The 24,936-nt window shown below is 72.3% G+C and carries 23 protein-coding genes; 9 read left to right on the forward strand and 14 right to left on the reverse strand.

Going from position 1 to position 24,936, the window contains the following annotated elements:
• Positions 1 to 56: 56 nt before the first annotated feature.
• From OG470_RS17180 to OG470_RS17200, 5 genes are read right to left on the reverse strand one after another with little or no spacing between them, the layout of a single operon-like run.
• Entirely contained in the window at positions 57 to 2,927 is a 2,871-nt protein-coding gene (locus OG470_RS17180) for a DUF5682 family protein (RefSeq protein ID WP_328425485.1), read from the reverse strand.
• A complete protein-coding gene (locus OG470_RS17185; protein WP_328425487.1) occupies positions 2,924 to 4,036 on the reverse strand; it encodes an ATP-binding protein in 1,113 nt (370 codons plus the stop codon). The genes OG470_RS17180 and OG470_RS17185 overlap by 4 nt, the downstream gene beginning before the upstream one ends.
• A 14-nt stretch (positions 4,037 to 4,050) precedes the next feature.
• Positions 4,051 to 5,397, reverse strand: a complete 1,347-nt coding sequence (locus OG470_RS17190) for a VWA domain-containing protein (RefSeq protein WP_328425489.1) — start codon at positions 5,395 to 5,397, stop codon at positions 4,051 to 4,053.
• The gene (locus OG470_RS17195) at positions 5,394 to 6,785 is read right to left on the reverse strand and encodes a hypothetical protein (RefSeq protein WP_328425491.1); all 1,392 of its coding nucleotides are present in this window, start codon (positions 6,783 to 6,785) and stop codon (positions 5,394 to 5,396) included. Before OG470_RS17195 ends, OG470_RS17190 begins: the two co-directional genes overlap by 4 nt.
• Positions 6,785 to 7,252, reverse strand: a complete 468-nt coding sequence (locus OG470_RS17200; protein ID WP_328426419.1) for a hypothetical protein — start codon at positions 7,250 to 7,252, stop codon at positions 6,785 to 6,787. The genes OG470_RS17195 and OG470_RS17200 overlap by 1 nt, the downstream gene beginning before the upstream one ends.
• 345 nt (positions 7,253 to 7,597) lie before the next feature.
• Between OG470_RS17200 and OG470_RS17205 the strand changes: the two genes are divergently transcribed.
• The gene (locus OG470_RS17205) at positions 7,598 to 8,704 is read left to right on the forward strand and encodes an RICIN domain-containing protein (protein WP_328425493.1); all 1,107 of its coding nucleotides are present in this window, start codon (positions 7,598 to 7,600) and stop codon (positions 8,702 to 8,704) included.
• Between the two features lie 42 nt (positions 8,705 to 8,746).
• Here OG470_RS17205 and OG470_RS17210 read toward each other — a convergent pair whose 3' ends face one another.
• Both OG470_RS17210 and OG470_RS17215 read right to left on the reverse strand, forming a co-directional pair.
• Positions 8,747 to 9,841 (reverse strand): hypothetical protein, encoded by a 1,095-nt coding sequence (locus tag OG470_RS17210; RefSeq protein ID WP_328425495.1) that lies wholly within the window; start codon positions 9,839 to 9,841, stop codon positions 8,747 to 8,749.
• A 21-nt stretch (positions 9,842 to 9,862) separates the two neighbouring features.
• Positions 9,863 to 10,183: a PadR family transcriptional regulator gene (locus tag OG470_RS17215; protein ID WP_328426421.1), complete on the reverse strand. Its 321-nt coding sequence runs from the start codon at positions 10,181 to 10,183 to the stop codon at positions 9,863 to 9,865.
• 144 nt (positions 10,184 to 10,327) lie between these two features.
• Between OG470_RS17215 and OG470_RS17220 the strand changes: the two genes are divergently transcribed.
• The 5 genes from OG470_RS17220 to OG470_RS17240 all read left to right on the forward strand — a co-directional run bounded on the left by OG470_RS17220 (position 10,328) and on the right by OG470_RS17240 (position 14,913).
• Complete coding sequence (locus tag OG470_RS17220; RefSeq protein ID WP_328425497.1) at positions 10,328 to 11,443, forward strand: hypothetical protein; 1,116 nt, start codon at positions 10,328 to 10,330, stop codon at positions 11,441 to 11,443.
• 108 nt (positions 11,444 to 11,551) lie between these two features.
• Positions 11,552 to 12,601 (forward strand): nitronate monooxygenase, encoded by a 1,050-nt coding sequence (locus OG470_RS17225; protein WP_328425499.1) that lies wholly within the window; start codon positions 11,552 to 11,554, stop codon positions 12,599 to 12,601.
• Between the two features lie 66 nt (positions 12,602 to 12,667).
• The gene (locus OG470_RS17230; protein ID WP_328425501.1) at positions 12,668 to 13,756 is read left to right on the forward strand and encodes a cellulose binding domain-containing protein; all 1,089 of its coding nucleotides are present in this window, start codon (positions 12,668 to 12,670) and stop codon (positions 13,754 to 13,756) included.
• Positions 13,757 to 13,868: 112 nt separating this feature from the next.
• Entirely contained in the window at positions 13,869 to 14,504 is a 636-nt protein-coding gene (locus OG470_RS17235) for a CG0192-related protein (protein ID WP_328425502.1), read from the forward strand.
• Positions 14,505 to 14,571: 67 nt separating this feature from the next.
• The gene (locus OG470_RS17240) at positions 14,572 to 14,913 is read left to right on the forward strand and encodes an MmcQ/YjbR family DNA-binding protein (protein ID WP_328425504.1); all 342 of its coding nucleotides are present in this window, start codon (positions 14,572 to 14,574) and stop codon (positions 14,911 to 14,913) included.
• Between the two features lie 41 nt (positions 14,914 to 14,954).
• Here the strand turns inward: OG470_RS17240 and OG470_RS17245 are convergent, their stop codons facing one another.
• A complete protein-coding gene (locus OG470_RS17245; protein ID WP_328425506.1) occupies positions 14,955 to 16,991 on the reverse strand; it encodes a glycosyl hydrolase family 28-related protein in 2,037 nt (678 codons plus the stop codon).
• Between the two features lie 220 nt (positions 16,992 to 17,211).
• On the opposite strand from OG470_RS17245, the gene OG470_RS17250 reads away from it, so the two are divergent.
• The 3 genes from OG470_RS17250 (at position 17,212) to OG470_RS17260 (ending at position 19,179) form a co-directional block, all read left to right on the forward strand.
• The gene (locus OG470_RS17250) at positions 17,212 to 18,324 is read left to right on the forward strand and encodes an NYN domain-containing protein (RefSeq protein ID WP_328425508.1); all 1,113 of its coding nucleotides are present in this window, start codon (positions 17,212 to 17,214) and stop codon (positions 18,322 to 18,324) included.
• Between the two features lie 181 nt (positions 18,325 to 18,505).
• Positions 18,506 to 18,724 carry a hypothetical protein gene (locus OG470_RS17255; RefSeq protein ID WP_252419515.1) on the forward strand — a complete coding sequence of 73 codons (219 nt, stop codon included), beginning with the start codon at positions 18,506 to 18,508 and terminating at the stop codon, positions 18,722 to 18,724.
• A 278-nt stretch (positions 18,725 to 19,002) separates the two neighbouring features.
• On the forward strand, positions 19,003 to 19,179 hold the full coding sequence (locus tag OG470_RS17260) for a hypothetical protein (RefSeq protein WP_328425513.1): 177 nt from the start codon (positions 19,003 to 19,005) through the stop codon (positions 19,177 to 19,179).
• 1 nt (position 19,180) lies between these two features.
• On the opposite strand, the gene OG470_RS17265 is transcribed toward OG470_RS17260, so the two are convergent.
• The 6 genes from OG470_RS17265 to OG470_RS17290 form a co-directional block, all read right to left on the reverse strand.
• On the reverse strand, positions 19,181 to 19,960 hold the full coding sequence (locus OG470_RS17265) for a helix-turn-helix domain-containing protein (protein ID WP_328425515.1): 780 nt from the start codon (positions 19,958 to 19,960) through the stop codon (positions 19,181 to 19,183).
• A 44-nt stretch (positions 19,961 to 20,004) separates the two neighbouring features.
• Positions 20,005 to 20,772, reverse strand: a complete 768-nt coding sequence (locus OG470_RS17270; RefSeq protein ID WP_328425517.1) for an ABC transporter permease — start codon at positions 20,770 to 20,772, stop codon at positions 20,005 to 20,007.
• Positions 20,769 to 21,566, reverse strand: a complete 798-nt coding sequence (locus OG470_RS17275; protein ID WP_328425519.1) for an ABC transporter ATP-binding protein — start codon at positions 21,564 to 21,566, stop codon at positions 20,769 to 20,771. Before OG470_RS17275 ends, OG470_RS17270 begins: the two co-directional genes overlap by 4 nt.
• 64 nt (positions 21,567 to 21,630) lie before the next feature.
• On the reverse strand, positions 21,631 to 22,692 hold the full coding sequence (locus tag OG470_RS17280) for a Gfo/Idh/MocA family oxidoreductase (protein ID WP_328425521.1): 1,062 nt from the start codon (positions 22,690 to 22,692) through the stop codon (positions 21,631 to 21,633).
• 259 nt (positions 22,693 to 22,951) lie between these two features.
• Positions 22,952 to 23,617 (reverse strand): response regulator transcription factor, encoded by a 666-nt coding sequence (locus OG470_RS17285; protein ID WP_328425523.1) that lies wholly within the window; start codon positions 23,615 to 23,617, stop codon positions 22,952 to 22,954.
• Positions 23,605 to 24,897 (reverse strand): sensor histidine kinase, encoded by a 1,293-nt coding sequence (locus OG470_RS17290; RefSeq protein WP_328425525.1) that lies wholly within the window; start codon positions 24,895 to 24,897, stop codon positions 23,605 to 23,607. The genes OG470_RS17285 and OG470_RS17290 overlap by 13 nt, the downstream gene beginning before the upstream one ends.
• Between the last annotated feature and the right edge of the window lie 39 nt (positions 24,898 to 24,936).

The raw sequence follows: 24,936 nt of genomic DNA on the forward strand, positions 1-24,936 counted from the left end.
CGCCGTGTGACCCTGCGCTGCCCGGCGCGTGACCCCGCACCGGGCGTCGACAGTCGTCAGTGGACGTCGTGGCTGACCGTCGGGCCCGGCACCGCGAGGAGCGCTGCCACCGCCTCGATGGTGTCCGGATGCCCGGCCAGCAGCGCGGCCACCGCGCTCGGGCTCGCGCTCGGATTGAGGGTCGGTTGCCATCCGCCGGGACAGCCGAGCAGCGCGGCCACCGCGTCGACCGCCGCCGGATGGGCGGCGAGCAGTGCGCCCGTCCGTCGCAGCGGCTCGGCGACGGGGACCACCGGCGCGGAGGATGGCGGCGCCACCCATGGCGGCACCCAGGCGTCCAGCTCGGACAGTGCCCCCGGGAAGGTGCGCCCCGCCTCGCGGACCAGCAGCGGTACCAGCTCCGGCCCCTGATCGCGTAACGTGGTGATCAGGGTGGGCAGCCAGGGCAGCAGCACCGGGTCGGGAAGCCGGGCGAAGGCGGTGGACATCGTCTCCACCACGAACGGCGCCAGCCCGGGCACCGGCTCCAGTGCGTGCACGAAGCCGGAGAGGTACTGCGGGAACGCGGGCACCACCAGTGGATTCGCCAGCAGGTCAGCACACCGGGCCCGCAGCTCCGCCAGCGGCAGCAGGCCGAGCTGGTGCCGGGCGGCCCAGAGCAGGGAGACCTTCGCCGGAGCCGTCGGATGCGACTGAGCGACGGCGAGCTCCAGTTGGGACCGGTCGCACCCCAGGGAGAGAGCAAGGCCCTCCATGGAGAACAGAAAGCCGAGCATCGCGGAGACCTGCCGGACCTCGGTCTCCTCCGCCGCGATGGCCGTCGGCAGCAGCGTGCAGTAGTGGGCGTACCCGGTGGTCACGAATGCCTCACACCAGGCCGGCAGGGCTGGCGCGGTGGCCCGGAGGTGGGCCAGCAGCCGACGGATGCGGCGCAGCACGTCCGGGGCGTCGTCGACCGTGCGCTCGGCGGCGAGCAGGTCGACCGCCCGCTCGCCCAACTCGTCGACCAGGCGCGGGCTGTTGAGCAGCCGAATGGCATCCTCCACGGCGGCGAGCGCGCCGGCCGCGGTGGCCCCGGTGCCGCGTACCGCACGGCGTAGCCGCTGCTCAAGCACCTGCTCGACGGTCACCCCCTCGTAACCCAACTCGATCAGGGCGCGTTGATCGCGGCCGAGGGCCAGGTCCCAGCTCTCCTGGACGGAGCGGTGCCCGAGCCTGCGCTCACCCATGATCGGGCGGACTGCGCCGGGCGGCAGCAGGTGCCGCAGCATCCACAGCAGGTCCGAGCAGCCGGCCAGCTCCGGTTGGGCGTGCAGGTCCAGCAGCGCCCGCTGGATGGTCCGCTTCTCCAGGTCCAGCGCGAGCGGCTGGAGCCGGTCGAGCACGTCGCGGGCCAGCGGTGGCAGGGCGTCGTAGCCGACCTGGCCGATCCGGTCGCCGCCCAGCAGGATCTCGCAGAGCCGCCGGACGTCGCGCCGGCCGGGCACCACGTCCTTCTCGATGCAGGTGACCGCGGCGTCGGCGAAGTCGTACGGGGTGGGTCGGGCCCGGTTGCGCAGGGCGGCCAGCAGGACCGAGGTCTCGAAGACGGCGATCGCGTCGGCGGTGCTGGCCAGGTATCCATTGCGCCGGGCGAGTCGGACGATGTCGACGCACCAGCCGCGCAGCTCCGCCTCGTCCAGGCCGTCCAGGACGGGCGCCCCGGCGAGGAAGCCGCTGAGCCGGTCGGCGACCGGCGCGGCCGCGGAGGGGACGGCGGTGGGGGAGGGCGCGACGTCGGGGGAGGAGGCGGCGGCGGAGCGACCGCGTCGGCCACGGGTCGACGTGCCGCGCTGGCCGTCCAACCGGAACGGGGTCAGCCCGTTGCGGCTCACCGCCTTGGTCCAGGTCGCCGCCGCGATCGAGACCGAGCCGGGTGCCAGGCCGAACTGCGCCTCGATCGCCGAATGGCTGGACGGGATGAGGCCGTACCGCCAGCGGGTGGCGGTGCGCGGAGTGATCTCGAAATCCGGGGCGGCCGAGCCGATGCCGAACTGCTCGACCCGGCTCGCGGCATGGAACGCGCCGCAGACGTAGAGGCAGTCGGCGGGGTCGACGCCCGAGGCGGCGAGGTGCTGACGCATCCGAGTCCACATGTAGCGCTCGCGGTCCTCGTCGCGGTCCAGCCGATCGGACCCGCTAGGGCGCAGCCGCCGGAACAGGCTGCCGATCAACACCATCACCTGCCGGTAGGTGTCGTGGTCGGCGTCGGCGAGCGGCCGTTCGACGTACTGGTCCCACCACTCCGACCAGTGCCGCACCTTGCCGTGGTGCAGCAGGTACGCCTCCAACTCCGCGAACCGGGGCCGCAGGTCGCCGATCTCCACGCCGACCGCGTCACCGTGCAGCGCGGCCTCCTCGCCCGCCCCGCCGGCCGGGCCGATCCCGTCGTCGCCGTCGGCGCGTGGTGTCCACTGGAAGACGTGGTCGGTGGACCGGTCCACCAGCACCAACTCGACCCCTGGGGTCTCCATCGCGTACGCGATGGCCTGGTATTCCGCCGAGGCTTCGGTGACCGGCGCGACGACGCTGAGCGGGCCCCAGTCGGCCGGAAAGTCGGCCAGTTCCGAGGCGAACGCCTGCACCGCGACCGGCAGCCGGCAGTTGCGCAACTCCCCGAGCAGCGGCTGGAGATCCTCGCACAGCTCCAGGTAGATCACCCGGGGCTGCTTCGCCCGCAGCCGGCGCACCATGGCCAGGCCGGAGGCTGGCGAGTGGTGGCAGACCGGGAAGATCTCCAGCCGCTCGCCGAGGGCGCGGTCGACGTCATCGACGATGCCGGCGAGGATCCCGGCCAGCGCGTCCGGGGAGTCGGCGAACGCGGCGACCGCGTCGGTGAGCTGCTCCCGCAGCGCGCCGAACGGGCCGGCGACGGTGGGTGCGGTCATGACAGGGTGGCGATCGCCTGACGACCGCCGTCGAGAAAGCCCGCCCACTCCTCGTCGTCCTTGCGGGCCCGGGGCTCCACCACGCCGTGCAGGTACTTGTTGAGGATCGCCAGATCCTCCGGGCTGCGCCGGGCCAGCGACCCGACCAGCGACCCGGCGAGGGTCGCCGCCCGCAGCGTGCGGTCGCCGAAGAACTGGCTGTGCAGGATGGCGTCCTCCAGCACGCCGATCTGCTCGGCGGTGGACAGCGCCGACTCCAACTTTTCGTCGTCACTGGTCGCCGCCGCGGCGCCGGCGCGCAGGTCGGCGAAGCTCTGCAACAGGATGTCCAGCAGGGTGGGCGGCACGTCCAACTCGATCCGGTGCCGCCGCAGCAGCTCCTCGGTGCGGAAGCGGACGATCTCCGCCTCGCTGCGCTTGTTGGTGACCACCGGGATCCGGACGAAGTTGAACCGCCGCTTGAGCGCCGAGGAGAGGTCGTTGACCCCCCGGTCGCGGCTGTTCGCGGTGGCGATGATCGAGAAGCCGGGCTGGGCGAAGACGATGTTGTCCTGGTCCAGCTCGGGAATGGCGACGTACTTCTCGGAGAGGATCGAGATCAGGGCGTCCTGCACGTCGCTCGTGGAGCGGGTCAGCTCCTCGAAGCGGCCGACCACGCCGCGCTCCATCGCCGTCATGATCGGCGATGGGATCATCGAATCCCGGGACTGCCCCTTGGCGATCACCATGGACACGTTCCACGAATACTTGATGTGGTCCTCGGTGGTGCCGGCGGTGCCCTGCACGACCAGGGTGGAGTTGCGGCAGATCGCAGCGGCCAGCAGCTCGGCCAACCAGCTTTTGCCGGTGCCTGGGTCGCCGATCAGCAGCAGGCCGCGATCCGAGGCCAGGGTGACGATGCTGCGCTCGACGAAGCTGCGGTCACCGAACCACTTCTGCGGGATCTCCCGGTCGAGGCCGTCGGCCCGCTCCGAGCCGAGGACGAACAGCCGGACCATGCGCGGGCTCAGCCGCCACGAGAACGGCTTCGGGCCGGTGTCGACCGACTCGAGGAAATCCAGCTCGTCGGCGTACGTGACCTCGGCGGGGGCGCGCAGCATCTCGGTCATGAGGGATGGGTCTCCTAGGTGAGGAAGTTCTTGAGCTCGACGACGAGTTTGCGGATGTGACCGGAGATGACCGGGGTGCCCAGGTCCTTGAAGCGCTGGCGAAACCAGGGGTTGACGCTCTGCTGGCCGGAGCTGCTGACCGAGCCGACCGGGATGACCCGGACGCCGGAGCGATGCACCGCCGCGAGGCCGTCGTAGAGCGGCTGGGACCGGTCGAACTCGTAGAAGTCCGAGATCCACACCAGCACGGTCTGCTTCGGTTCGACGATCTTCGGCCGGGCCAGCGCCAGCGCCACCGGCCCGTCGTTGCCGCCACCCAGCTGGGTACGGAGCAGCACCTCGAACGGGTCGTGCACCCACGGGGTCAGGTCCAGTGCACGGGTGTCGTAGGCGATCAGGTGGACGTCCACCTTCGGCAGCCCGGCGAAGATCGACGCGAGGATGGTGCAGTTGACCATCGAGTCGACCATGGATCCGGACTGGTCCACCACGACGATGAGCCGGGCCGGCGTGGTCCGCCGGGCGGTCTGCCGGTAGTAGAGCCGGTCGACGTAGAGCCGCTCGTCGTCCGGGCTCCAGTTGGTCAGGTTCTGCCAGATGGTCCGGTCGAGGTCCAGGTTGCGGAACACCCGCTTGGGCGGCACCGACCGGTCCAGCGTCCCGACGCTGGTCTGCTGCACCTGCGTCCGGAGCACCTCGGCGACCTCGTCGACGAAGCGCCGGATCAACGCCTTGGCGTTGGCCAGCGCCACCCCGGAGAGGTTGGCCTTGTCCCGGAGCAACTGCTCGATCAGCGACATGCTGGGGGTCAACTGGCTGGCCAGCGCCGGATCGGCCAGCACCTCCCGCAGGTGCATCCGCCGGACCAGGTCGCCCTCCAGGCCGGCGAGGATGGCGCCCAGCCCGGCGCCCTGGCGGCGCACCTCGCCGGGCTCGCAGCCGAGCGCCTGCTCGAACCAGCCGGCGTCGGACTGCCAGCGGGCCAACTGCCCGGCACTGACCGACCCGGAACCGGTCGCGAAGACGTTCAGCAGCAGCTTCGACACCAGCGCGGCACGGCGTACCTCGGACTCGCCGGGCTGGTAGGGGTCGTCGTCACTCGACGCGGCGCCGTCGTCGGTGGACGTGAGCAACCCGCGCAGCTCGGCCGCGAGCGCCGGGAAACGTTGCACGATGGTGTCCACCGAGACCGCCGGGTCCAGCAGTGCGGCCGGCAGCCCGAGGTCGTCGACCACGGCCACGCTCGCCAACTCCAGGTTGGGCTGCTCGTCGTGGTCGAACAATCGGGACAGCAGCCGCCAGTAGAGCACCTGGCGGCGGTTGGCATCGGCGAGCCCGCCGGTGGGTTCGTCGTCGGTCATCGGCGCAGCAACCGTCCCGCGCGCTCGCGCAGCACGGCCACGGCGTCGCCCGCCCTGGCCTCATCCTTGGCGATCTTCGGATCGGTGACGCCGCACGCCCAGTCGCCGTTGTGCGCCTGCACCGGCCGGCGCTTCACGGTGGCTCGTACCGCCAACGGCTGCATCAGCCACCGGCCGCCGTCCCAGCGCAGCAGACCCAGGCAGGCCGACGAGGCGGCGACCAACTCGGCGGTGAGCGGGCCGGCGGTCGGCAACCGGTCCACGGCAAGCGCCACCGGCTCGCCGTCCAGCTCGATGGTGAGCGCACCGGCCTGTTCGCGGACCGGGTGGCCCTCGATGAGGACCGGCTCGGCGATGGCGGTCGGGTGCCGGTCCAGTGGGGCGATCGCGGCGGCGCTCGCCCTGGGCAGCAGCACCCGGGCGGTGGCGAACGGGTCGGCGGGCTCGTCGAGCTGGACCCGGTCGTCGACCCAGCCCAGGTCGCCGCCGTGCAGCGGTAGATCGGTGACGGTCAGAGCCCGCCGCTCGGCCAGCGCGGTGAGCAACAACGGATGCGTCGACAGCAGCCGCCACACGGCCGGACCGACGATGGTGTCCACCTTCGCGGCGGTGACCGCGGTGCGGACCAGCCGGGCCGGCCCGCCGCCGGCCGGCTCCAGGATGGCGTGCAGTTGGACCTGTACGGCTGTGTCGTGGGCGTGCACGTCCACGCCGAGCGGCAGCAGCCGTCCGGAGACCCTTGGCGGCTCGTTGGCCGCCGGCATCCCCTGGGTGAGCAGCACACCCCGGGCCCACAGGTCGGCCCAGCGGCGAGCCGGCACCCGAGTCATGGTGGCGACCGGGATGCAGGCCCGCAGCTCCGCAGCGAGCCCGTCGAGCAGGACCGCGGGCCGGCGCAGCTCCGGCACGGCCAGCGCAGCCTCGACGACCGTGGCCGCGGCCGAGAGCAGCTCGTGGTCGACGCCGCGCCAGCCGGTGACGGCCACCTCGTGCCACCAGGCCCGCGCCCCGGCGAGGGCGGGCGGCGCCTGGGCGGGCCCGGTGTTGGGTGCGGTCCACGGTGACCTGTCCCGGCTCAGCGTCGCGTCGAGCTGCCCGAGCAGTGCATCGTGCGCCGCGCCGAGTAGCGCAGAGCGTGCCCCGGCGAGCGCGGCGAGATGCTCCGGCGTGACCGAACCGGCAGTGACCGCGTCGACCGCGCTGGCCACCAGGTCGGCGAGCGGCGTGCCGGTCAGCGCGCTGGCGAACGCGGCCAGCGCCGCTGCGTCCCGCTCACCGACCCGGCCGAAGCCGTTGGTCAGGGCGTCGTCGAAGCCGGCGACCACCTCGAGTGCGTCGGCCAGCCCGGCCGGTGCCTCGCGCAGCCGCGCGACCTGGGTGCCCCGCATCAGCGACCCACCCCGGGGGCCGGGAACCAGTGCAGCTCGGGCAGCGCGACCGTGCTGTCCGGCAGCTCCAGGTAGGCCAGGTGGCGCAGGAAACGACTGAACACCACCGCGGACGGGGTCGGCTCCGGCCGCCCGTCCAGCCGGGACAGCAGCTCGGCACCGGTGCCCAGCCCGTCGCCGACGTCAACCCGCAGGTAGCGTGCGACCCGGTCAACGCCGTACTGGAGCAGGGCCTCGTCGGTCAGCGCGTGCAGGTGCTTGCAGGGTGCGCCGCGCAGCCCGCCGCAGGGCCGGTTGTTGTTGGTGCTGCAGTGGTAGGCGTGGGTGCCGGCGGCGATCGACGAGACGTAGACCCGTTCGACGTCCGACCCGCTGGAGACCACCCCCTGCAACCGCCCGTCGGCCAGCTCCACGAAGGGCACCTTGGCCAGCTTGCGGGGCCGGGCGGGCGGCACCACCGCCAGCACGCTGCGCCGCCGCCACTCGGCTCCGTCGGCGTCCGTCACGTCCCGCCCTCCCGCTGTCGACCAACCCAGGGTGATGCGCGCGCCAGCCCGTGCCGGCGGCGCTGCGACGACACGATCATGGACCACGGGTACGACAGATCACGCACGTGGTGCCGGACCACCGGCGGCGTCGGAGCGACCATTCGGCGCAACCAACGCGGCGTTCGGCTCGCGCCCGCACCCGGCCGGCCCGACCAGTCCATCCATAGCTAAACATCAATGGTTACGTCCAGCTGTGGGCGCCGTTTTCGGCGGGCGGCACCACCACCGAAGTCCCTGGACGACCGGTGAGGAGAGGGATCAACCATGCGATGGAACGCACGACGGGCCGCCGCCGGCGGCTTCGGGCTCATCCTCGGCGCCGTGCTGGCGCTGGCCCAGGTCGCACCCGCGCAGGCCGAGTCGAACGGCGGGGTACGGGTGATGCCGCTCGGTGACTCGATCACCGACGGGTACAACGTGCCCGGCGGGTACCGGATCAACCTGTGGCAGCGGCTGGCCACCGGCGGTTACACGGTCGACTTCGTGGGCTCGGGGTTCAACGGGCCGGCCAGCCTCGGCGACCACGACCACGAGGGCCACTCGGGTTGGCGCATCGACCAGCTCGACGCCAACATCGTGGCCTGGTTGCAGGCCACCACCCCGCGTACGGTGCTGCTGCACATCGGCACCAACGACGTGAACCAGAACTACGACCTGGCCAACGCTCCGGCCCGGCTCTCCGCCCTGATCGACAAGATCAGGGCGACGGCGCCAGAGGTCGAACTCTTCGTCGCCACCATCACCCCGGAGACCGACTCGACCCGGGAGGCGCGGGTGCAGGCGTACAACGCGGCGATCCCCGGCATCGTGGCGCAAAAGGGGAGCTGGGTGCACCTGGTCGACATGCACGCCGCGCTCGGCACCGCCGACCTCGCCGACGGCGTCCACCCCAACGCCGGCGGGTACGACAAGATGGCGGCCCGCTGGTACGAGGCGCTGCGGTCGGTGCCCGGCAGCCTGATCCCGCCGGGACCTCCGGTCGGCAGCCCGGTCGGCCTGACCAACCCGAACTCCGGGCGCTGCCTGGACGTCTCCGGTGCCAGCACCACCGCTGGTGCCCAGACCATCATCTGGGACTGTCACGGCGGTGCCAACCAGCGCTGGACCCGTACCGCCGCCGGGGAGCTGCGGGTCTACGGCGACCGGTGCCTGGACGTGGACGCCGGGGGGAGCGCCGACGGCACCAAGGTGCAGATCTGGACCTGCAACGGCAGCGGCGCCCAGCGTTTCACCTTCCGCGCGGACGGGGCGATCGTGCTCACCGCCGTCGGCAAGTGCGTGGACGTGGCGTCCGCCGGCACCGCCAACGGCACCAAGGTGCAGCTCTGGACCTGTAACGGCACGGGCGCCCAGCGCTGGTCCGTGCGGTAGCGGTCGCGGGGCCAGCCCGCCGCGGCCGCGGGTGGCGCGGGGTCAGTCGACCAGCGCCACCGGGGACCGGTCGCGGCGGGGCGCGGCGGCCAGCCCCAGCGCCAGCAGCGCGCACACCGCGCCGACCAGGAAGAGCAGCGAGGCCACCGGCTGACCGAGCCACTCCCACAGTGGGTGCCACGCCGGGTGCGACTCGCGGAGGTGGTGCTCCAACAGTTGCGGCGCGGCCAGCAGCACCGGCAGCCACCACAGCACCATGGTCGTGCCGAAGAGGACGCTCGCCGCGCCACTCACCCGGCGTCCCTCGGTGCGTCGGCTCGCCCAACCGAAGACCAGCCAACCGGCCACCGCACCGAGCAGCGCCCCGAGCACCCCGGCGGGGGCCACCGCCGGCGGCGGCGCCCGGTGCACCTCGACCGCCAGGTAGGTGGCGTCGAGGGCGGTCTGGGAGGAGACCGAGGCGTTCAGGATGGTGTCGCCGCGCCGGGCGACCATGGAGGTGTCGGTGATCGCCAACGGAGTGGCGCACAGCTTGTCCGCGCAGCTCGTGCCGCCGGTCACCTCCGGGTCGTACACCCGCCAGCCGGCGTCGGTCAGGCGTTGCCGTGCCACCGTGACGATCTGCTCGGCGGGCACCGGTGGCGCGCCGAAGGCGGCGGCGCCGGTGGCGCTCTCCTGGTATTCGCCGCCGTCGCCGAGGAGCACCGTCTTGACGTTGCGCAGGCTCAGCGGCTGCCCGTAGACCACGAAGAGGGCGGGCGGCGTGTCGATGTCGCCGAGGTCGTGCCCGGGGAAGACCTCGGTCAGGATGGCACCGGCCTCGGCCCGGTCGGGTTGCGGTCGAGAGGTCTCCCAGGCGGCCCGGCTGGCCAGCGCGCCGGCGAAGAGGCCGCAGATGACCGAGGCGAGCGCGGCCCATGCGACGACCGTGCGACTGGCGGGACGGCCGAGCCGGCAACGCAGCCCGGCCCGTACCAGGTCGGCGGTTTCCCGGACGGTGGGCCGGGTGCGGCCGGTCGGCGCCGTGTCGAGCAGCAGTGAGATCACCTCCGTCGCGCGGGCCTGGCGCCACTCGCGGGGATAGCAGCGCAGCAGCCGCCGGTACCGGCGGGCCAAGGAGGGGTCGGTCGGCGGCATGACCATCCTTCGGATCCGAGATCAGGCGGGGCGGGAACGCAGGTGACGCAGCCGCGCCTCGGCGGCGGTGGTGAGCTGGCGGAGCCGGGCCGTCTCCGCGTCGAGTGCGGCGATGCCGCCGCCGGTGAGCCGGTAGTAGCGGCGTAGCCGCCCGTCGACGGTCTCGTCGTGGTCGTGGGCGATCAACCCTTCGGCGGCCAGCCGGTCCAGCGCGGTGTAGAGGGTGCCGGCCAGCACGGTGACCCGCCCGTCCGACAGCTCGGAGACCTCGCGGACGATCCCGTAACCGTGCCGTGGACCGTTGGCGAGCGCGGTGAGGATGAGGAACGTCGGCTCGCGCATTCCTGCCATGCCAGCACTATAGATAGATCATCGATGCATAGGGAAGGATCTGGTCGGTTCCCCGTCGATGTTCACCACCCGCGGCCGGGATCAGCCAGGATTGGCGAGGCGGCCGGGCCATGGCCGCGACGAGGAGGGCGCGCGATGGGGGTACGGAAGCGGGTGACCCGGTACCGGCACGCCCGCGCCGGTGCGGCGCTGGCCACCCTGCTCACCGGTGCGGTGGTGCTGACACCGGGCGCGGCGGTGGCCGGCGCGCCGGGGGCCGGGGCGCCGGTGTGCGAGGTGCGCGACGAGCGGCTCACCGAGATCTCCGGGATGGTCGCCACGGACACCGGGTACGTGGTGGTCAACGACGGCGCCGACAACGAGGCCCGCCGTCAGATCTTCTTCCTCGACCGGCGCTGCGCGGTGGTGCGAACGGTCGGCTATCCCTCCCGGCCCCGGGACACCGAGGACCTGGCAATCGGCTCGGACGGCACCATCTGGGTCGCCGACATCGGCGACAATGACCGGTCCCGGGAGACGATCGCGCTGTGGCGGCTCGCGCCCGGCGCGGACCGGCCGGTGCTGCACCGGATGGCGTACCCGGACCGCCCGCACGACGCGGAGGCTCTGCTGCTCGACGCCGACGGCCGGCCGTTGGTCGTCACCAAGGGAGGCAGCGGCACCGTCTTCCTGTACGCACCGGCTACCGCGTTGCGGCCGGCCGCGACGACGCCGCTAGCCTTGGTCGGCCAGGTGGTCCTGCCGGCCTCGACGACCAGCAACCCGTACTTCTTCGTCGGCCGGGGTGTGGTCACCGGCGCGGCGAGTGCGCCGGACGGGCGCCGGGTGGTGCTGCGCAGCTACGCCGACGCCTTCGAGTACGACGTGCCCGACGGCGACGTGGTCGCCGCGCTGACCACCGGCACCCCGCGGATCACCCCGCTGCCGGACGAGCCGCAGGGCGAGTCGATCACCTACAGCCGCGACGGCCGGTCGCTGCTCACCGTTTCCGAGTCTGCCAACCAGCCGCCGGGCACCCGTCCGGCGATTCTGCGGTACCCCACACCGACAGGGCCGGCTGCCTCCCCGCGTCCACCAGAGCCTTCCACCGCCGGCCCGGAGCCTTCCACCGCCGCCCCGGCCAGCCCGGCGGCCGGGAACGCGGGTGCCGCGGGCAACCGGACCTGGCCGGTGGCGGCGGGCGCCGGGACGCTGGTGGCGCTGCTCGGGCTGGCCGGGGTGCTGCGGTGGCGGCGCGCCGCCCGCCGATGACCGGTCCCTCAGTGGACCCGGGCAGCTGCCAGGGGCTCATCCGCGGCTGACCGATCTGACCGCCGAGCACCGGCCCGAGGAGTCGGGCCGATGCGACAGGATGGGTGGATGTCCGTGCTGTCCGCGTTACGCCACCCGATCGTCGCCGCCCCGATGGCCGGCGGCCCGTCCACGCCTGCGCTCGTGGCGGCCGCCTCCGCCGCCGGTGGGTTGGGCTTCCTGGCTGCCGGGATGATCGACACCGGCCGGCTGGCCGCCGACATCGCCGAGGTCCGTGCGCGCACCGACCGGCCGTTCGGGGTCAACGTCTTCCTGCCCGGTTCCGGCAGCGTCGACGAGGCCGCCATCCGGGCGTACGCCGACCGGCTTGCCCCGCAGGCCGGCCAGCATGGGGTGACCCTGGGCGAGCCGGTGGGCGGCGACGATGGGTACCCGGAGAAGCTGACGGCGCTGCTCGCCGACCCGGTCCCGGTGGTGTCCTTCGCGTTCGGGCTGCCAAACCGTGCCGCGGTGGCTGCCCTGCGTGAGCGGGGTACCGAGGTGTGGGCCACGGTCACCCGGCCGGACGCCGCCACTACCGCCGCCGAGCTCGGCGTGGACGCCGTGGTGGTGCAGGGCACCGAGGCCGGTGGGCATCGCGGCGGCCTGCCGGACGACGACGACTACGCGCTGCTGCCGCTGCTCCGGCTGGCCGCCGCCGGCTGTCGCCTCCCGCTGGTGGCCGCCGGCGGAATCGTCGACGGCCCAGGGGTGGCCGCCGTGCTGGCCGCCGGCGCCGCCGCCGCGCAGCTCGGCACGGCGTTCCTGTGCTGCCCGGAGGCGGGCACCTCGCCGATGCACCGGGAGGCGGTGGCCAGTTGGACGCCGACCGCCCTGACCCGGGCGTACACCGGCAAGCGAGCACGTGGTGTGGTCAACGAGTTCCTGCGCCGGCACGACGCGACGGCGCCGACCGGCTACCCGCAGGTGCTGCACCTGACCCGCCCGCTGCTCGCCGCCGCCCGGCGCGACGGGGACGCCTCGGTGGTCAACCTCTGGGCCGGGCAGGCACATCCCCTCTCCCGGGACGTGCCGGCGTCCGCGCTGGTCGCCGAGCTGAGCGCCGGTGCTCGGGCCGCGTTGGCGGCGGCGGCCGAGCGGTCGACCCGCTGGGGCTGAGCGGGCTGCCGACAACTGGCCCGGGCGGGCGGTACGGGCCGGGCGCGAAACCCGTAGAGTCGCGCCGTGATCGAGATCGGTGCGCAGGTCGACCTGTCCCACCCGCCTGACCGGGTCTGGCTCGCATTGACGGATCGGGAGCTGCTCGGCCGGTGGTTCGCCGAGGCCGAGACGGTGGCGGGCGTGCCGGACCGACTGGTGCTGCAGACGGCCGGGTTGCCTGGCTTCGACGCCAACGTCGAGGTCGAGGTGACCGAGCGGCGGGTGCCGGAGCTGCTGGCGCTGCGCTGCGACGAGGCTGGCCGGCTCACCGAGCTGACCTGTGCCGTCACCGTCACGAAGCAGGGCTGCCGGCTGGCGGTCCGCGAGGTCACGACGCACGGCACCTGGTCCGCCGAGCAGAGCGAACCGCGCGAGCAGCAGCTCCGGCAGGCGCTGACCGTTCGCCTGCCGGCCATCCTCGACTGGCTCGCCTTCCAGCAGGTCGACCTTCGCCGCGGCGAGGCCGGGATGACGGCCGAACTGCCGATGATCGGCGCGGTCGGCACCGGACGCGCCCGGGCCCGCCGCCGCCGCACGGTGGTCGCGGTGCTGGCCGGTGCCGTGCTACTGGCGGGGCTGGCGGCGTGGGTCACGATGCCGGCCGAGTCGAACCACGCCGCCACGCCACTCCCGACGACATCACCGACGCCGACCGTGGCGGCCGACGCGCCCACCGACACTCCGAAGGCGACGGCGGCCTCGGCGCGCCCCTCGCGGACCACCGCGTCGCCGACCACCAGCCCGAGCCGTACCCCGACGGCCAAGCCGTCCCGCACCCCGACGGCGGCCCCGCCGCCGACGCAGCCGGTGACGGCCCGCTACGACACCGACTCCAGCCGGCTGTTCGGCTACACCGGAGAGGTGGTGGTCGAGAACCCGGGCAGCGCGCCGGCGGAGCAGTGGGCCGTGGTCGTCACCCTCGCCGAGGGCAGCACCATCGACGACGTCAACGGCGCGGACTGGCGGCAGGACGGGTTGGCGGTCACCTTCACCGGGCCGGCCGTGCCGACCGGTGGGTCGCAGACGTTCCGCTTCGACGTGCGCGACAGCCGACCCAAGGCCAGGGAACCGGAGGGCTGCACGGTGAGCGGCAACCCGTGCACGGGCCTGTGACCCGAGCGCCGCTGCGGCGACCATCAGACCACGCCCACCGGTGCTCTCGGCCGACGGTGGGCGGCCCCGACCCGGGGGCGGCCGGCCGGTAGGCCGTCCCTAGGCTGGCGGCATGGCACTGCTGCACCGGGCGACTCTGCGCCCCTCGAAGCTCGACCTGCTGGCGACCTGGCTGCCCGGCCGACCGTGGTACCACGGGCCGGCCGGCGTGGAGGTGCTGAGCCGCGGCGCCTACCGCTTCGACGACCCGGCCGGCGAGGTCGGCATCGAGACGATGCTGGTCGGCACCGCCGACGGGCCGGTCCACCAGGTCCCGCTCACCTACCGTGCCGCGCCCCTTGATGGCGCCGACGACTGGCTGGTGGGCACCACCGAACACTCGGTGCTCGGCCCGCGCTGGGTGTACGACGGCTGCGCCGACCCGGTGTACGCCACGGCGCTGGCCCAGGCGATCCTCGCCGACACCGGTCAGGCGGAGCAGTACATCGAGGTCGACGGTCGGCGCGAACTGCGCGAGCCCACCATGACGATCGCCGCCAGCGGCGCTGGGGACGCCGACGTGGCACCGGTCGGCGCCGTGCGGCGGGTGGTCGACGAGGACGCCACGCTGATCGTCACCGACTCCGTCGAACTGGCCGTCGTCCGCCGGCCCGGGGGCGGGGACGCCGCTGCCTCCGGGGCCACCCTGCTCGGCACCTGGAACGGGCAGCCGACGAGTGTGCCGCTGGCGTACGCCCGGCCGCGCTGACGTCACGGCGGCCCGGTCCGCCCGTCGCGGGTCGACGGACGGGCCGGCCGGCCGTTACGGTCGGGGTGTGGTCACCGTCGCCGACGTGCGAGCCCTCGCCCGGACGCTGCCGCGCAGCAGCGAACACCTGATCCGGGACCGGGTGAAGTTCCGGGTCGGGTCGATCGTCTATGTCGCATTCTCGCGGGACGAGGCGACGATGGGCTTCGGGTTCCCGAAGCAGGAGCGGGCCGGGTTGGTCGCCGCCGAGCCGGAGTTGTTCTTCCTGCCAGGCGAGGCCGACCTGCGCTTCCACTGGGTGTGCTGCCACACCGCGCGACTGGACCACGGGTACATGACCGAGCTGGTCACCGAGGCGTGGCGGATGGTGGTGCCGAAGTTCCTGGCCCGGCAGCGGCTGGGCAGCTGACGGACGGCGGGCGGCCCGACTGCTCGGGCCGCCCGCCGCGCTCACCAGTGCGCCGGGGGTGGCGGCGGCGAGACCGGCGGCCGGTCGTCGCAGGTGATGGTGTTGGGCAGCAGCCACGGGGCCAGCCAGCCGCCGTCGTTGCCGCCGAGGTCGGTCAACGCGAACTCCGATCCGGCCGGGGTGAAGTGGAAGGACCCGCAGTTGTTGACGCCGACCGCCCCCACGTTGCGGGCGTCCACATTGGCGAATGAGGCCGATCCGGCCGTGCGGGCGCTGACCACCGAGGTGCCGGTGCCGTCGACCCGGATGTCCCGGAAGTGCACGTTGGTGATCGAGTAGAGGTCCTTCACCGGCCAGTCGCTGACCAGCATGATCGCGTTGTACGTGCTGTCGAGGTACGCGTCGCCGGCCACCTCGATGGTCGCGTCGATGCTCCGGTCCAGGGCGAAGAACCAGATCGCGCCAAGGCCGATGTTCCAGTTCAGCTCGTACGTGCCGGCCCGGGCGGTGGTGTTGTTGGTGATCCAGAGGTGCCCGGTGAACGGCTCCGCGCCGAAGCGGGAACCGACCTGGATGCCGCTGCCCTCACGGACCGGATCGGCGATGAGGTTGTGCGAGACGGTGTTGTCCGTGCCGCCGTAGATGGCGATGCCGTTGGCCAGCGTGGGCGACTGCACCGTGTTGTGGTCGAACGTGTTCCGCGTGTTGGCTGTCTTCTCCGACCACATCGCCAGGCCGTCGTCGCCGGTGTTGCGCACGAAGTTGTGCGCGACGAGCGAGTTGGTCACGCCGGTGTGGAAGTTGAGCGCGTCCGCGATCTGGTCGACGATGATGTTGTTCGTGACGCGCACGTTCGTCATCGGCCCGTCGAACCAGAGGCCCACCTTGGTGTGGTGCAGGTAGAGCCCGTCGATGGTCGAGTTGCTCATCGCCCCACCGATCGCGTTGACCTGGTCGGTGTCGATGCGCTCCCGGACGTCGCCCTCGATGGCGAAGCCGGAGAGGTGGACGTTCCGGCTGCCACCGTCGACGGCGTCCCGGCCGTAGAAGCCGACGCCGGTGTGCACCGAGCCGTCCGGCGCGGCCGTGGGCAGGGCGACCTCCCGGCCCTTGATGATGGTGTACCAGTTGCCGGCGCCCTCGATGGTCACGTCGTCGACGATGATGTGCCGGTTGACCTGGTAGGTGCCCGGCGGGATGTACACCTTCAGGTGGGTGCGCCGGGCGAAGGCGATGGCCTTGTCCAGGGCATCGGCGGAGTCCCGCCGCCCGGTCGGGTCGGCGCCGAAGGCCAGCACGTTGGCCGCGAGCAGCCGGATGCGCGGCGGCGCGACCAGCTCGGAGTCGAGCAGGTCGATGACGGTCCAGGCGGCGGCGCTGCCGGCCGGCGCGGTGAGCCGGATCCGGTCACCGGCCCGGTAGGTGCGCCCGAGCAGGAGTCGCTGCTCGTCGTAGAAGTGGGTGGGCCGGAACGGCGTGCTGATGGTCGGGTACGGGGTGGTGGCCGACGGCACGCACGAGCACTCGGTGATCCACCAGTCCGGGTGCAACAGCCCGGCCTGGGGGTCGTTGGAGAACGGGTACTGGTTGTAGAGCCACGAGTACTGCGAGGTCAGCGTCACGCTGCGCAGGTGCTTGCCGTTGACCGCGACGCCCAGCGGTGCGGTGATCCCGCCGCCCTGCGGCGCGTCCGGGATGCTGTACCGCACGGTGATGGCGTTGGCCGCGCTGGGCAGGACGAACTCCACGTACCGGCCCGGGGTGAGCCGGACGGCCCGACGGCCGGAGGCCTCCGCGGGCAGTGTGTACGCGGACCGGTCCGGACCGATGATCTCGCCGTTGGTGCGGGCGTTCTCCGCCTCCTGCTCGACGAAGTCGACGTCGGCGCCGCGCCCGGCGACCAGAGCCGGGTCGAGGGCGGCCCGGGTGACCACCGGCGCCGCTCCGGAGTGCGTGGGTGGACCGGCGACGGCCACGGTGGGCCCGCCGACCAGCGTGGTGAGGGCGGTCGCGAGCGCGACTGCGGTGGCGACCGATCGGCCCGGGCGTCCCCGCGCCGGCATGATGCTCCGAAACATCGGTGACCCTCCTGTGTGGGTGGTGATGGAGGTCCGCCCGGCGTTCCCCCGACGCCCGACATTGATCGTCATGATGCAGCACCGAACACTGTGCTGCAAGACACCAATCGAACAACGAAAAGAAGCGACAGTTTGGCCGCAAGAACTGAACGGGCAGCGAACCGACGTGTCGTGCGTCACCTGGGCCCGGCCAGGTCACCCCGGGCGTAGGCTGGCCGACGTGGATCAAGAAGACCGGATCGCCCTTTTCCTGGACTACGAGAACCTCGCGTTGGGGGCGCGCGACAACCGTGCCGGCGCGGACTTCGACTTCCGGCCCATCGCCGACGCGCTGGCCGAGCGGGGGAGGGTGGTGGTGCGGCGGGCGTACGCCGACTGGTCGTACTTCGACGAGGACCGCCGGATGCTCACCCGGTCCCACGTCGAGCTGATCGAGATCCCACAGCGGATGGGCGCCTCCCGCAAGAACGCGGCCGACATCAAGATGGCGGTGGACGCGATCGAGTTGGCCTTCGAGCGCGACTACATCTCCACCTTCGTGATCTGCAGCGGCGACAGCGACTTCACCCCGCTGGTGCACAAGCTCCGCGAGCTGAACAAGCGGGTCATCGGCGTCGGGGTCGAGGGGTCGACCTCGGCGCTGCTCCCGCCAGCGTGCGACGAGTTCCTCTACTACGACCGGCTGGAGGGTGTGGACATCCCGCCGACCAGCAGCCGGCGCGGCCGTCCGGTGCGGCAGCCCGGCCCGGACCAGCGACCGCCCGAGCCGGAGCGCGAGCAGGTGGCGCCGGAGCGGGAACGGGAGCCGGAGGCGGAGCGTCGGCCGGCGGGGGAGGAGCCCGGCCGGGACGTGGATGCCCTCGCCGTGCTGGTGGCCCAGACGGTGGCCGGGCTGCAGGGCAGCGCCAGCGGCGAGGTGACCGCCTCCCGGCTCAAGCGCACGCTGCTGCGCAAGGACCCGACGTTCAGCGAGTCCGACTACGGGTTCCGCACCTTTGGTGAACTGCTGCGCCACCTCGCCGGGCACAACGTGGTCGAGCTGGCCGAAGGCCCCGCGAAGGGCGACCCCGAGGTCTCGCTGCCCGAGCATGGTGACCGGGAGGTGGCCTTCGGCCTGCTCCGTGGCGTGGTGGCGGAGCTCGGCAGCGGCGGCAATCCGGTGGCGCTGTCCGGGCTGAAGAACCAGCTGCGCAGGGCCCGCCCCGACTTCAGTGAGAAGAAGCTCGGCTACCGCAGCTTCCTCCAGTTCTGCAAGGCCGCCGCGACCAGTGGCGCGGTCGACCTACGGTGGAGCCCCGAAGCCGACGACTACCTGCTCACCGCGCAGGGGTGAGTGCGGGCGCAGGCAGCGTCTGATCCGTGGTCTGTTTCGTTGCTCAGGATGGGAGGAAACCGCCGGTACGGTCCTTCCTCGTCAGCAGGCGGCCGGAAATGTGACTGAATTGCGGTTTTTGCCACGGTTGCAGCCCACCTGTGCCGTACCCCTGGCCGGCGAATTGCTATACGGTCGGCGAATGATGGTGGAGGAGCACTGGTGGAACGGAGACACGACCCCACGCGGGCGTCGGGACGTGTACATCCGTACTGACGGGCAGGGTTGGGAGGTCCGCGCCCAGATTGGTGGGGCGTCGGGTCGTGAGCGGGTGCAGCAGTGCCCCAGCCGGGCCTCGGCGGCCATCCTCGCCGACGCCTGGCGCGGTACCCACCCTTCCTGGCGCGAACTGAAGCGCTGATCCGGCACCGGGCCGGGCCGGCGACGCGCCCGGGCACCAGCCCGGCGCGGTCATCGGCCGGCCCGGTGTTCGACTCCCCCTGACGGTGCCAGGGTGCGGGTCACTGCTGCTGGACCATGACTGAGGTGACCTCCGCCACAAGCGCCAACGGCTGCCCTTCGCTGGTCTGCGGCCTTACCTGGCCGACTCAGCGCGGTTCCTGCCCTGTCGGCCGTGTCCGCCGTGCCAGGCGGGGTACCAGGAGAGGGTAGGCACCCGCCCGATGGAGGTCGTCGCCCATGTCCCAGGAGCCCGATGAGGAGAGCCCTCAGATCGACGAGGAGGCGCGGGAGGCGCAGCGTCGGCTCGCCGTGTTCGACGACCGGTCTGACCGGTCCGACGGGTCCGACGACGCGCTGACCGACGAGGACGCCCGGGAGCCGGACGACGCCCCTACCGACGAGGATGCCGAATAGGTCAGTCGGGCCGCTCTGCCAGCCGCTCCATCCGGTTCCAACCGGTCCAGCCACGCTCGCGCATCAGTTCCACCATCCGCTCCGTCCGCGGGTCGGACTCGACGGCAAGTGCGTCCAGAAGGTCAAACGGTAGATCGTCGTGCCCCAGGTCGCCGAGGCCGGCCTCACCGGAGGCGTATGCCTGCTCGGCCAGGCCGGCCATGATGTCGGCGGCTTCCTCCAGACGCCGGTCGTCGCCTGCGTCGCAGTCGAGGATCTCCGACAGGACCCGATAGAGCCGAACGTTTTGCGGGTCGTCGAGCATCGCGAATTTTCCGGACATCACCTCGGGGATCCGATCCGGCCAGCGCGCCGCAACCAGGATCCACCCGTCCCGTTCGGACTCCACCATTCGCTCTGACACCCCCATCTCCCGAAGCCGATCGAGATAGGAGGTCACCTCCGGTGGGAGCGCCAGGCTGTCCCCGGCAGCGAGCTGCGCGATCTGCTTGCGGCTGGTCTCCAGCCGTTCGATCTCGTCGCGCAGGTGGCTGTCGATTCTCTCGACAACTTCGGCAAACGTCGACGGGTCGGCTTCGAGCATCCGACTGATCTGCGACAGGGGCACGCCTGCGTCGGCGAGGGTGCGGATCTTGATGAGGGACACGACTGCCATTGCGCCATACCGCCGGTAACCCGAGGCATCCCGCTCCGGCTCGGGCAGTAGTCCGATCTGGTGGTAGTGCCGCACCGCCCGCACTGTGACGCCGGCGTACTCCGCCAGTTGACCGATCGTCAGCATGCTCTGATCCTGCCCTCAACTCGCCCAGACCGGTCGACGCCGGTTCAGGAGATTCTGCGACGGTAGGACATGTTGGCGAAGATGTAGGCAACGACGAGGATGCCGACGCACCAGGCGAGGGCGGTCCAGATGTCCGCGCCGACCGGCTGCTGGGTGAACAGGTCTCGGATCGCGTTGACGATGGAGGTCACCGGCTGGTGCTCGGCGAAGGCGCGCACCGGACCGGGCATGGACTCGGTGGGCACGAAGGCCGAGCTGATGAACGGCAGGAAGATGAGCGGGTACGAGAACGCGCTCGCGCCGTCCACGGACTTTGCGGTGAGGCCGGGGATCACGGCGATCCAGGTCAGCGCCAGGGTGAACAGGACCAGAATGCCGGCGACCGCGAGCCACCCCAGCACGCCCGCCCCCGTGCGGAAGCCCATGAGGAGGGCGACGAGGACGACGACCACGAGTGAGATCAGGTTGGCGACCAGCGAGGTCAGCACGTGCGCCCACAGCACCGAGGATCGTGCGATCGGCATGGACTGGAACCGTTCGAAGATGCCGCCCTGCATGTCCAGGAAGAGCCGGAAGGCGGTGTAGGAGATTCCCGAGGCGATCGTGATGAGCAGGATGCCGGGCAGCAGATAGTTGACGTACGAGCCGGTCCCGGTCCCGGTCTCGATCGCGCCGCCGAAGACGTAGACGAACAGCAGCATGAAGGCGATCGGCATGATCGCGGTCGTGATGATGGTGTCCGGGCTGCGGCTGATGTGGCGCAGCGAACGTCCCAGGAGGACGGTGGTGTCGCCGAGGAAGTGCTTGTTCATCGTTGTTCCTTGTCCGTCCTGGCGCCGACGAGGGTGAGGAAGACGTCCTCGAGGCTCGGCTGCTTCTCGACGTACTCGACCTTGGCGGGTGGGAGGAGCTGCTTGAGCTCGTTGAGGGTGCCGTTCACGATGATCCGACCCTCGTGGAGGATCGCGATCCGGTCGGCGAGCTGCTCTGCCTCGTCGAGGTACTGAGTCGTGAGCAGCACGGTCGTGCCGCCCTCGGCGAGCTTCTTGACCGCCTGCCACACCTCGATGCGGGCCTCCGGGTCCAGCCCGGTCGTCGGCTCGTCGAGGAAGATGACCGGCGGATCGCCGATGAGACTCATCGCGATGTCCAGACGGCGGCGCATGCCACCGGAGTACGTCGCCACCCTCCGGGCGGCCGCCTCGGTCAGCGAGAAGCGCTTCAGGAGGTCATCCGCGATGGTGCCCGGGTCCTTGAGATGCCTCAACTTGGCGACCAGGACGAGGTTCTCCCGCCCGGTGAGGATCTCGTCGACCGCCGCGAACTGCCCGGTGAGACTGATGGACTCGCGTACGTCGGCGGCCTGCGTCGCGACATCGAAGCCGTTGACCCGGGCAGCCCCTGCGTCGGCCTTGAGCAGCGTGGACAGGATCTTCACCACTGTGGTCTTGCCCGCCCCGTTTGAGCCGAGCAGGGCGAAGATGCTGCCCCGTGCCACGTCGATGTCCACGCCGCGCAGCACCTTCAGCTGCTTGAACGACTTTTCCAGGCCTTGCACGTGTATCGCGGGTTGCTCGACCCGATCGGTTGTAGGTGGGGTGTTCATGACAGCCAGCATGAAGGGTTGACGCAGCGTCAGGGTCAAGCCCGCAAGCAGATTCGATTCGCGGTCAGGAGGCCGGAACCGGAAGCACCACGCCCTCGGCCGCCGATCGGTGCGCCAGCTCGATCAGCTCAACGGTGGCAACCGAGTCCCGTGGATCCACGGGCATCGGCGCGCCGTCCCGCAGCGCCGCCGCCACCTGCTGGTAGAAGCTCTGGTAGGCGCCGGGCTCGGTGGGCACCGGCCGCAGGTCACCGTCGACACCGAGCAGGCCGTACCGCTCCGGCGGGACCTCGCCCCAGCCCGGCTGGTCCGGCCGGCCGCCGTCGTGCAGCGCCGCCTCCTGCACGTCCAGCCCGTACGTCGTGTAACCGGCCCGGTCGCCGAGCACCCGCAGTCGCGGCCCGAGCTGAGCGGTCATCGCGCCCATCCACAGGTGCGAGTGCACCCCTGTGGTGTGGGTCAACGCCACGAACGCGTCGTCGTCGACCGCGGCGCCCGCGCGACGACGGTCCACCTCCGCGTAGACGCGGTCGACCGGGCCGAAGAGCTGCACCGCCTGATCGATGAGGTGGGCGCCGAGGTCGAACAGGGCGCCGCCGGCCTCCTCGGGACCGGCAAGCTCCCGCCAGCCCGGCTTGATCGTCGGACGGAACCGCTCGAACCGGGACTCGAAGCGGAGCACCCGTCCCAGCTCGCCCTGCTCCACCAGGCGGCGGGCGGTCAGGAAGTCGCCGTCCCAGCGGCGATTCTGGAACACGGTCAGCGGCACTCCCTGGCGGTCGGCCTCCTCGACCAGCGCCCGACTCTCGGCGGCGGTGGGGGCCAACGGCTTGTCCACCACCACCGGCAGACCGGCGGTCACCGCAGCCCGAGCCATCGGCACATGCAGCCGGTTCGGCGTCGCCACCACGACCAGGTCCAGCGCGTCGGGCGTACGCCACAGCTCGTCGGCGTCGTCGACCAGGCGGGCGTCCGGGAAGTGCTGCCGGGCCTGCTCGCGTCGCTGCGGATCACGGGTCATGATGGCGTCCAGCCGCAGCCCGGGCGTCGCGGCGATCAGCGGCGCGTGGAACACCCGGCCCGCCAGCCCGTAACCCAGCAGACCGACCCGCAGCGCCTCCGCCATGCCGTACTCCCGTCTCCCGGTCCGCGTCCCGGTGACGGCGGTCCCGCTGATCGAATCTACGCCCCGGCTGGTCAGGCCCGACCCGAGCCCGGGTGGGCAACGGCGCAGACCGAGTGGCCGCCCCGATCCGGGGCATCACTCGGTTGAGGGCGATACCTGTGAGTCATAGATATGACTCACAGGTATCACGCTCGAAAGACAGACATGCCCGGTGCGCGCCACGCCGGACTGCTCATCCTGAGCCGCGGCAGCGCGCCGGTCAGGCGGCCGGGTCGGCGCGCAGGTAGGTGAGCACCGCGAGCACCCGACGATTGGTGTCGTCGTTGGGCGGCAGGTCGAGCTTCAGCAGGATGTTGCCGACGTGCTTGCCGACCGCCGCCTCGGTGACGTGCAGCCGGCCGGCGATCGATGCGTTGGACCGGCCCTCGGCCAGCAGCGCCAGCACCTCACGTTCCCGGGCCGAGAGTGCGGCGAGCGGGTCACGTGGGCGGTGCAGCAGTTGCCGGATCACGTCCGGGTCGATGGCCGTGCCGCCGGCGGTGACCCGGCGCAGCGTGTCGACGAACTCGGTCACCTCCGCCACCCGGTCCTTGAGCAGGTAGCCCACCCGCTGGCCGTCGCCGCTGTCCAGCAGCTCTGCGGCGTACCCGGTCTGCACGTACTGGCTGAGCACCACGACCGGCAGTTGGGGCCGCTCGGCGCGCAGCGCGACGGCCGCGCGCAGCCCGTCGTCTCCCCGCCCCGGTGGCATCCGGATGTCGGTCAGCACCAGGTCTGGCTGGTAGGCGCGGGCCGCGTCCAGCAGCTCCGGCGCGGAGCCGACGGCGGCGCACACCGCGAAGTCGAAGCGGGTCAGCAGCGCGACCAGGCCCTCTCGCAGCAGCACCTCGTCCTCGGCGAGCACCACCCGGGTCACCGACGACATGGCAGCTCCACCCGGATCAGGGTGGGCCCGTCGGGCGGGCTGGCCAGCAGCAGCCGACCGTCGGCAGCCGCGACCCGGTCGGCGAGGCCGGTCAGGCCGGTACCCCGGGCCGGGTCGGCGCCGCCGCGGCCGTCGTCGGACACCTCGACGACGAGATCCGCGCCGACCCGGGTGAGGCGCACCTCGGCGCGGGTCGCCCCGGCGTGCCGGGCCACGTTGCCCAGTGCCTCGGACACCACGAAGTAGGCGGTGGTCTCGACAATCTCCGGCAGTGCGCCGTCGAGGTCGGTGCGCACCGTGACCGCGACGGTGGCCGCGTCGGCCAACTCCCGTACCGCGCCGGCCAGGCCGAGGTCGGTGAGAGTCTGTGGCCGGATGCCGTGCACCAACTGCCGGAGCATCACCATCAGACCCCGGGCCTGGTCGTGGGCGACGGCCAGTGGGCGGGCCGCGGGGGAGTCCTCGGGCACGTCCAGCCGGGCCAGGCCCAACTGGAGGGTGAGGCTGGTCAGCCGGGGTTGCGCACCGTCGTGCAGGTCACGCTCGATCCGACGGCGTTCGGCCTCGTACGCGCCGACCAGCCGGGTCCGGGACCGGGCGACCTCGCGCAGCGCCGTCGCGTCGACCGGCCAGGCCAGCGCCCACCGGGCCACGGCGGCCTGGGCGGCGGCGAGCAGCCCGGCCGCGTACCAGAGCACCGGGATGAGCAGCACACCCACGATCGCGTACGGGGCCGCCTCGCTGGCGGTGTCCACCGTGCCCCACAGCACGATGACCTCGTTGGCGTCGCCGGCCAGCCAGGGGCTGGCGACCAGCCCGAGGTCGAGGAGCACCAGCAGCAGGAACACCCAGTACGCGACCGGAACGAACCCGCCGAGCCAGAACAGGTACGCCACCTCCCGCCAGCCGGCGGCGGTGCGGTAGCGGGCAGCCAGGCCCTGCCACCGGGACGGGGGCAACGGTCGGCCGTCCACGAGGCCGAGCCGCCACCGCTCGACGGCGGCCACCGGGAAGCTCGCGAGCGGCGCCAGCGCCAGCAGAGTGAGGCTGCCGACCGCCAGGAACAGCATGAGCCCGATCTCGGGCGGCCGGCCCTGTAGCCGTACCGCGTTGACGGCTGCCAGCAGCGGCGCGACGATGACGAGCAGCCCGGCGGCGAGAGCGCCGGCGATCGGCACGGTGCTGACCAGGTAGACCAGCGCGCGCCAGGGCCAGGCGGAGATCAGCCAGCGGCGGCGGCGCAGCGCGTCGGCCAGGTGACGGGGGTGTTCCGGGGTCATGCCGCAGACGCTAATCGCCAGCGTACGGGTCGACCCAGC

It is taken from the genome of Micromonospora sp. NBC_00389, assembly GCF_036059255.1.
Classification (GTDB): Bacteria; Actinomycetota; Actinomycetes; order Mycobacteriales; family Micromonosporaceae; genus Micromonospora.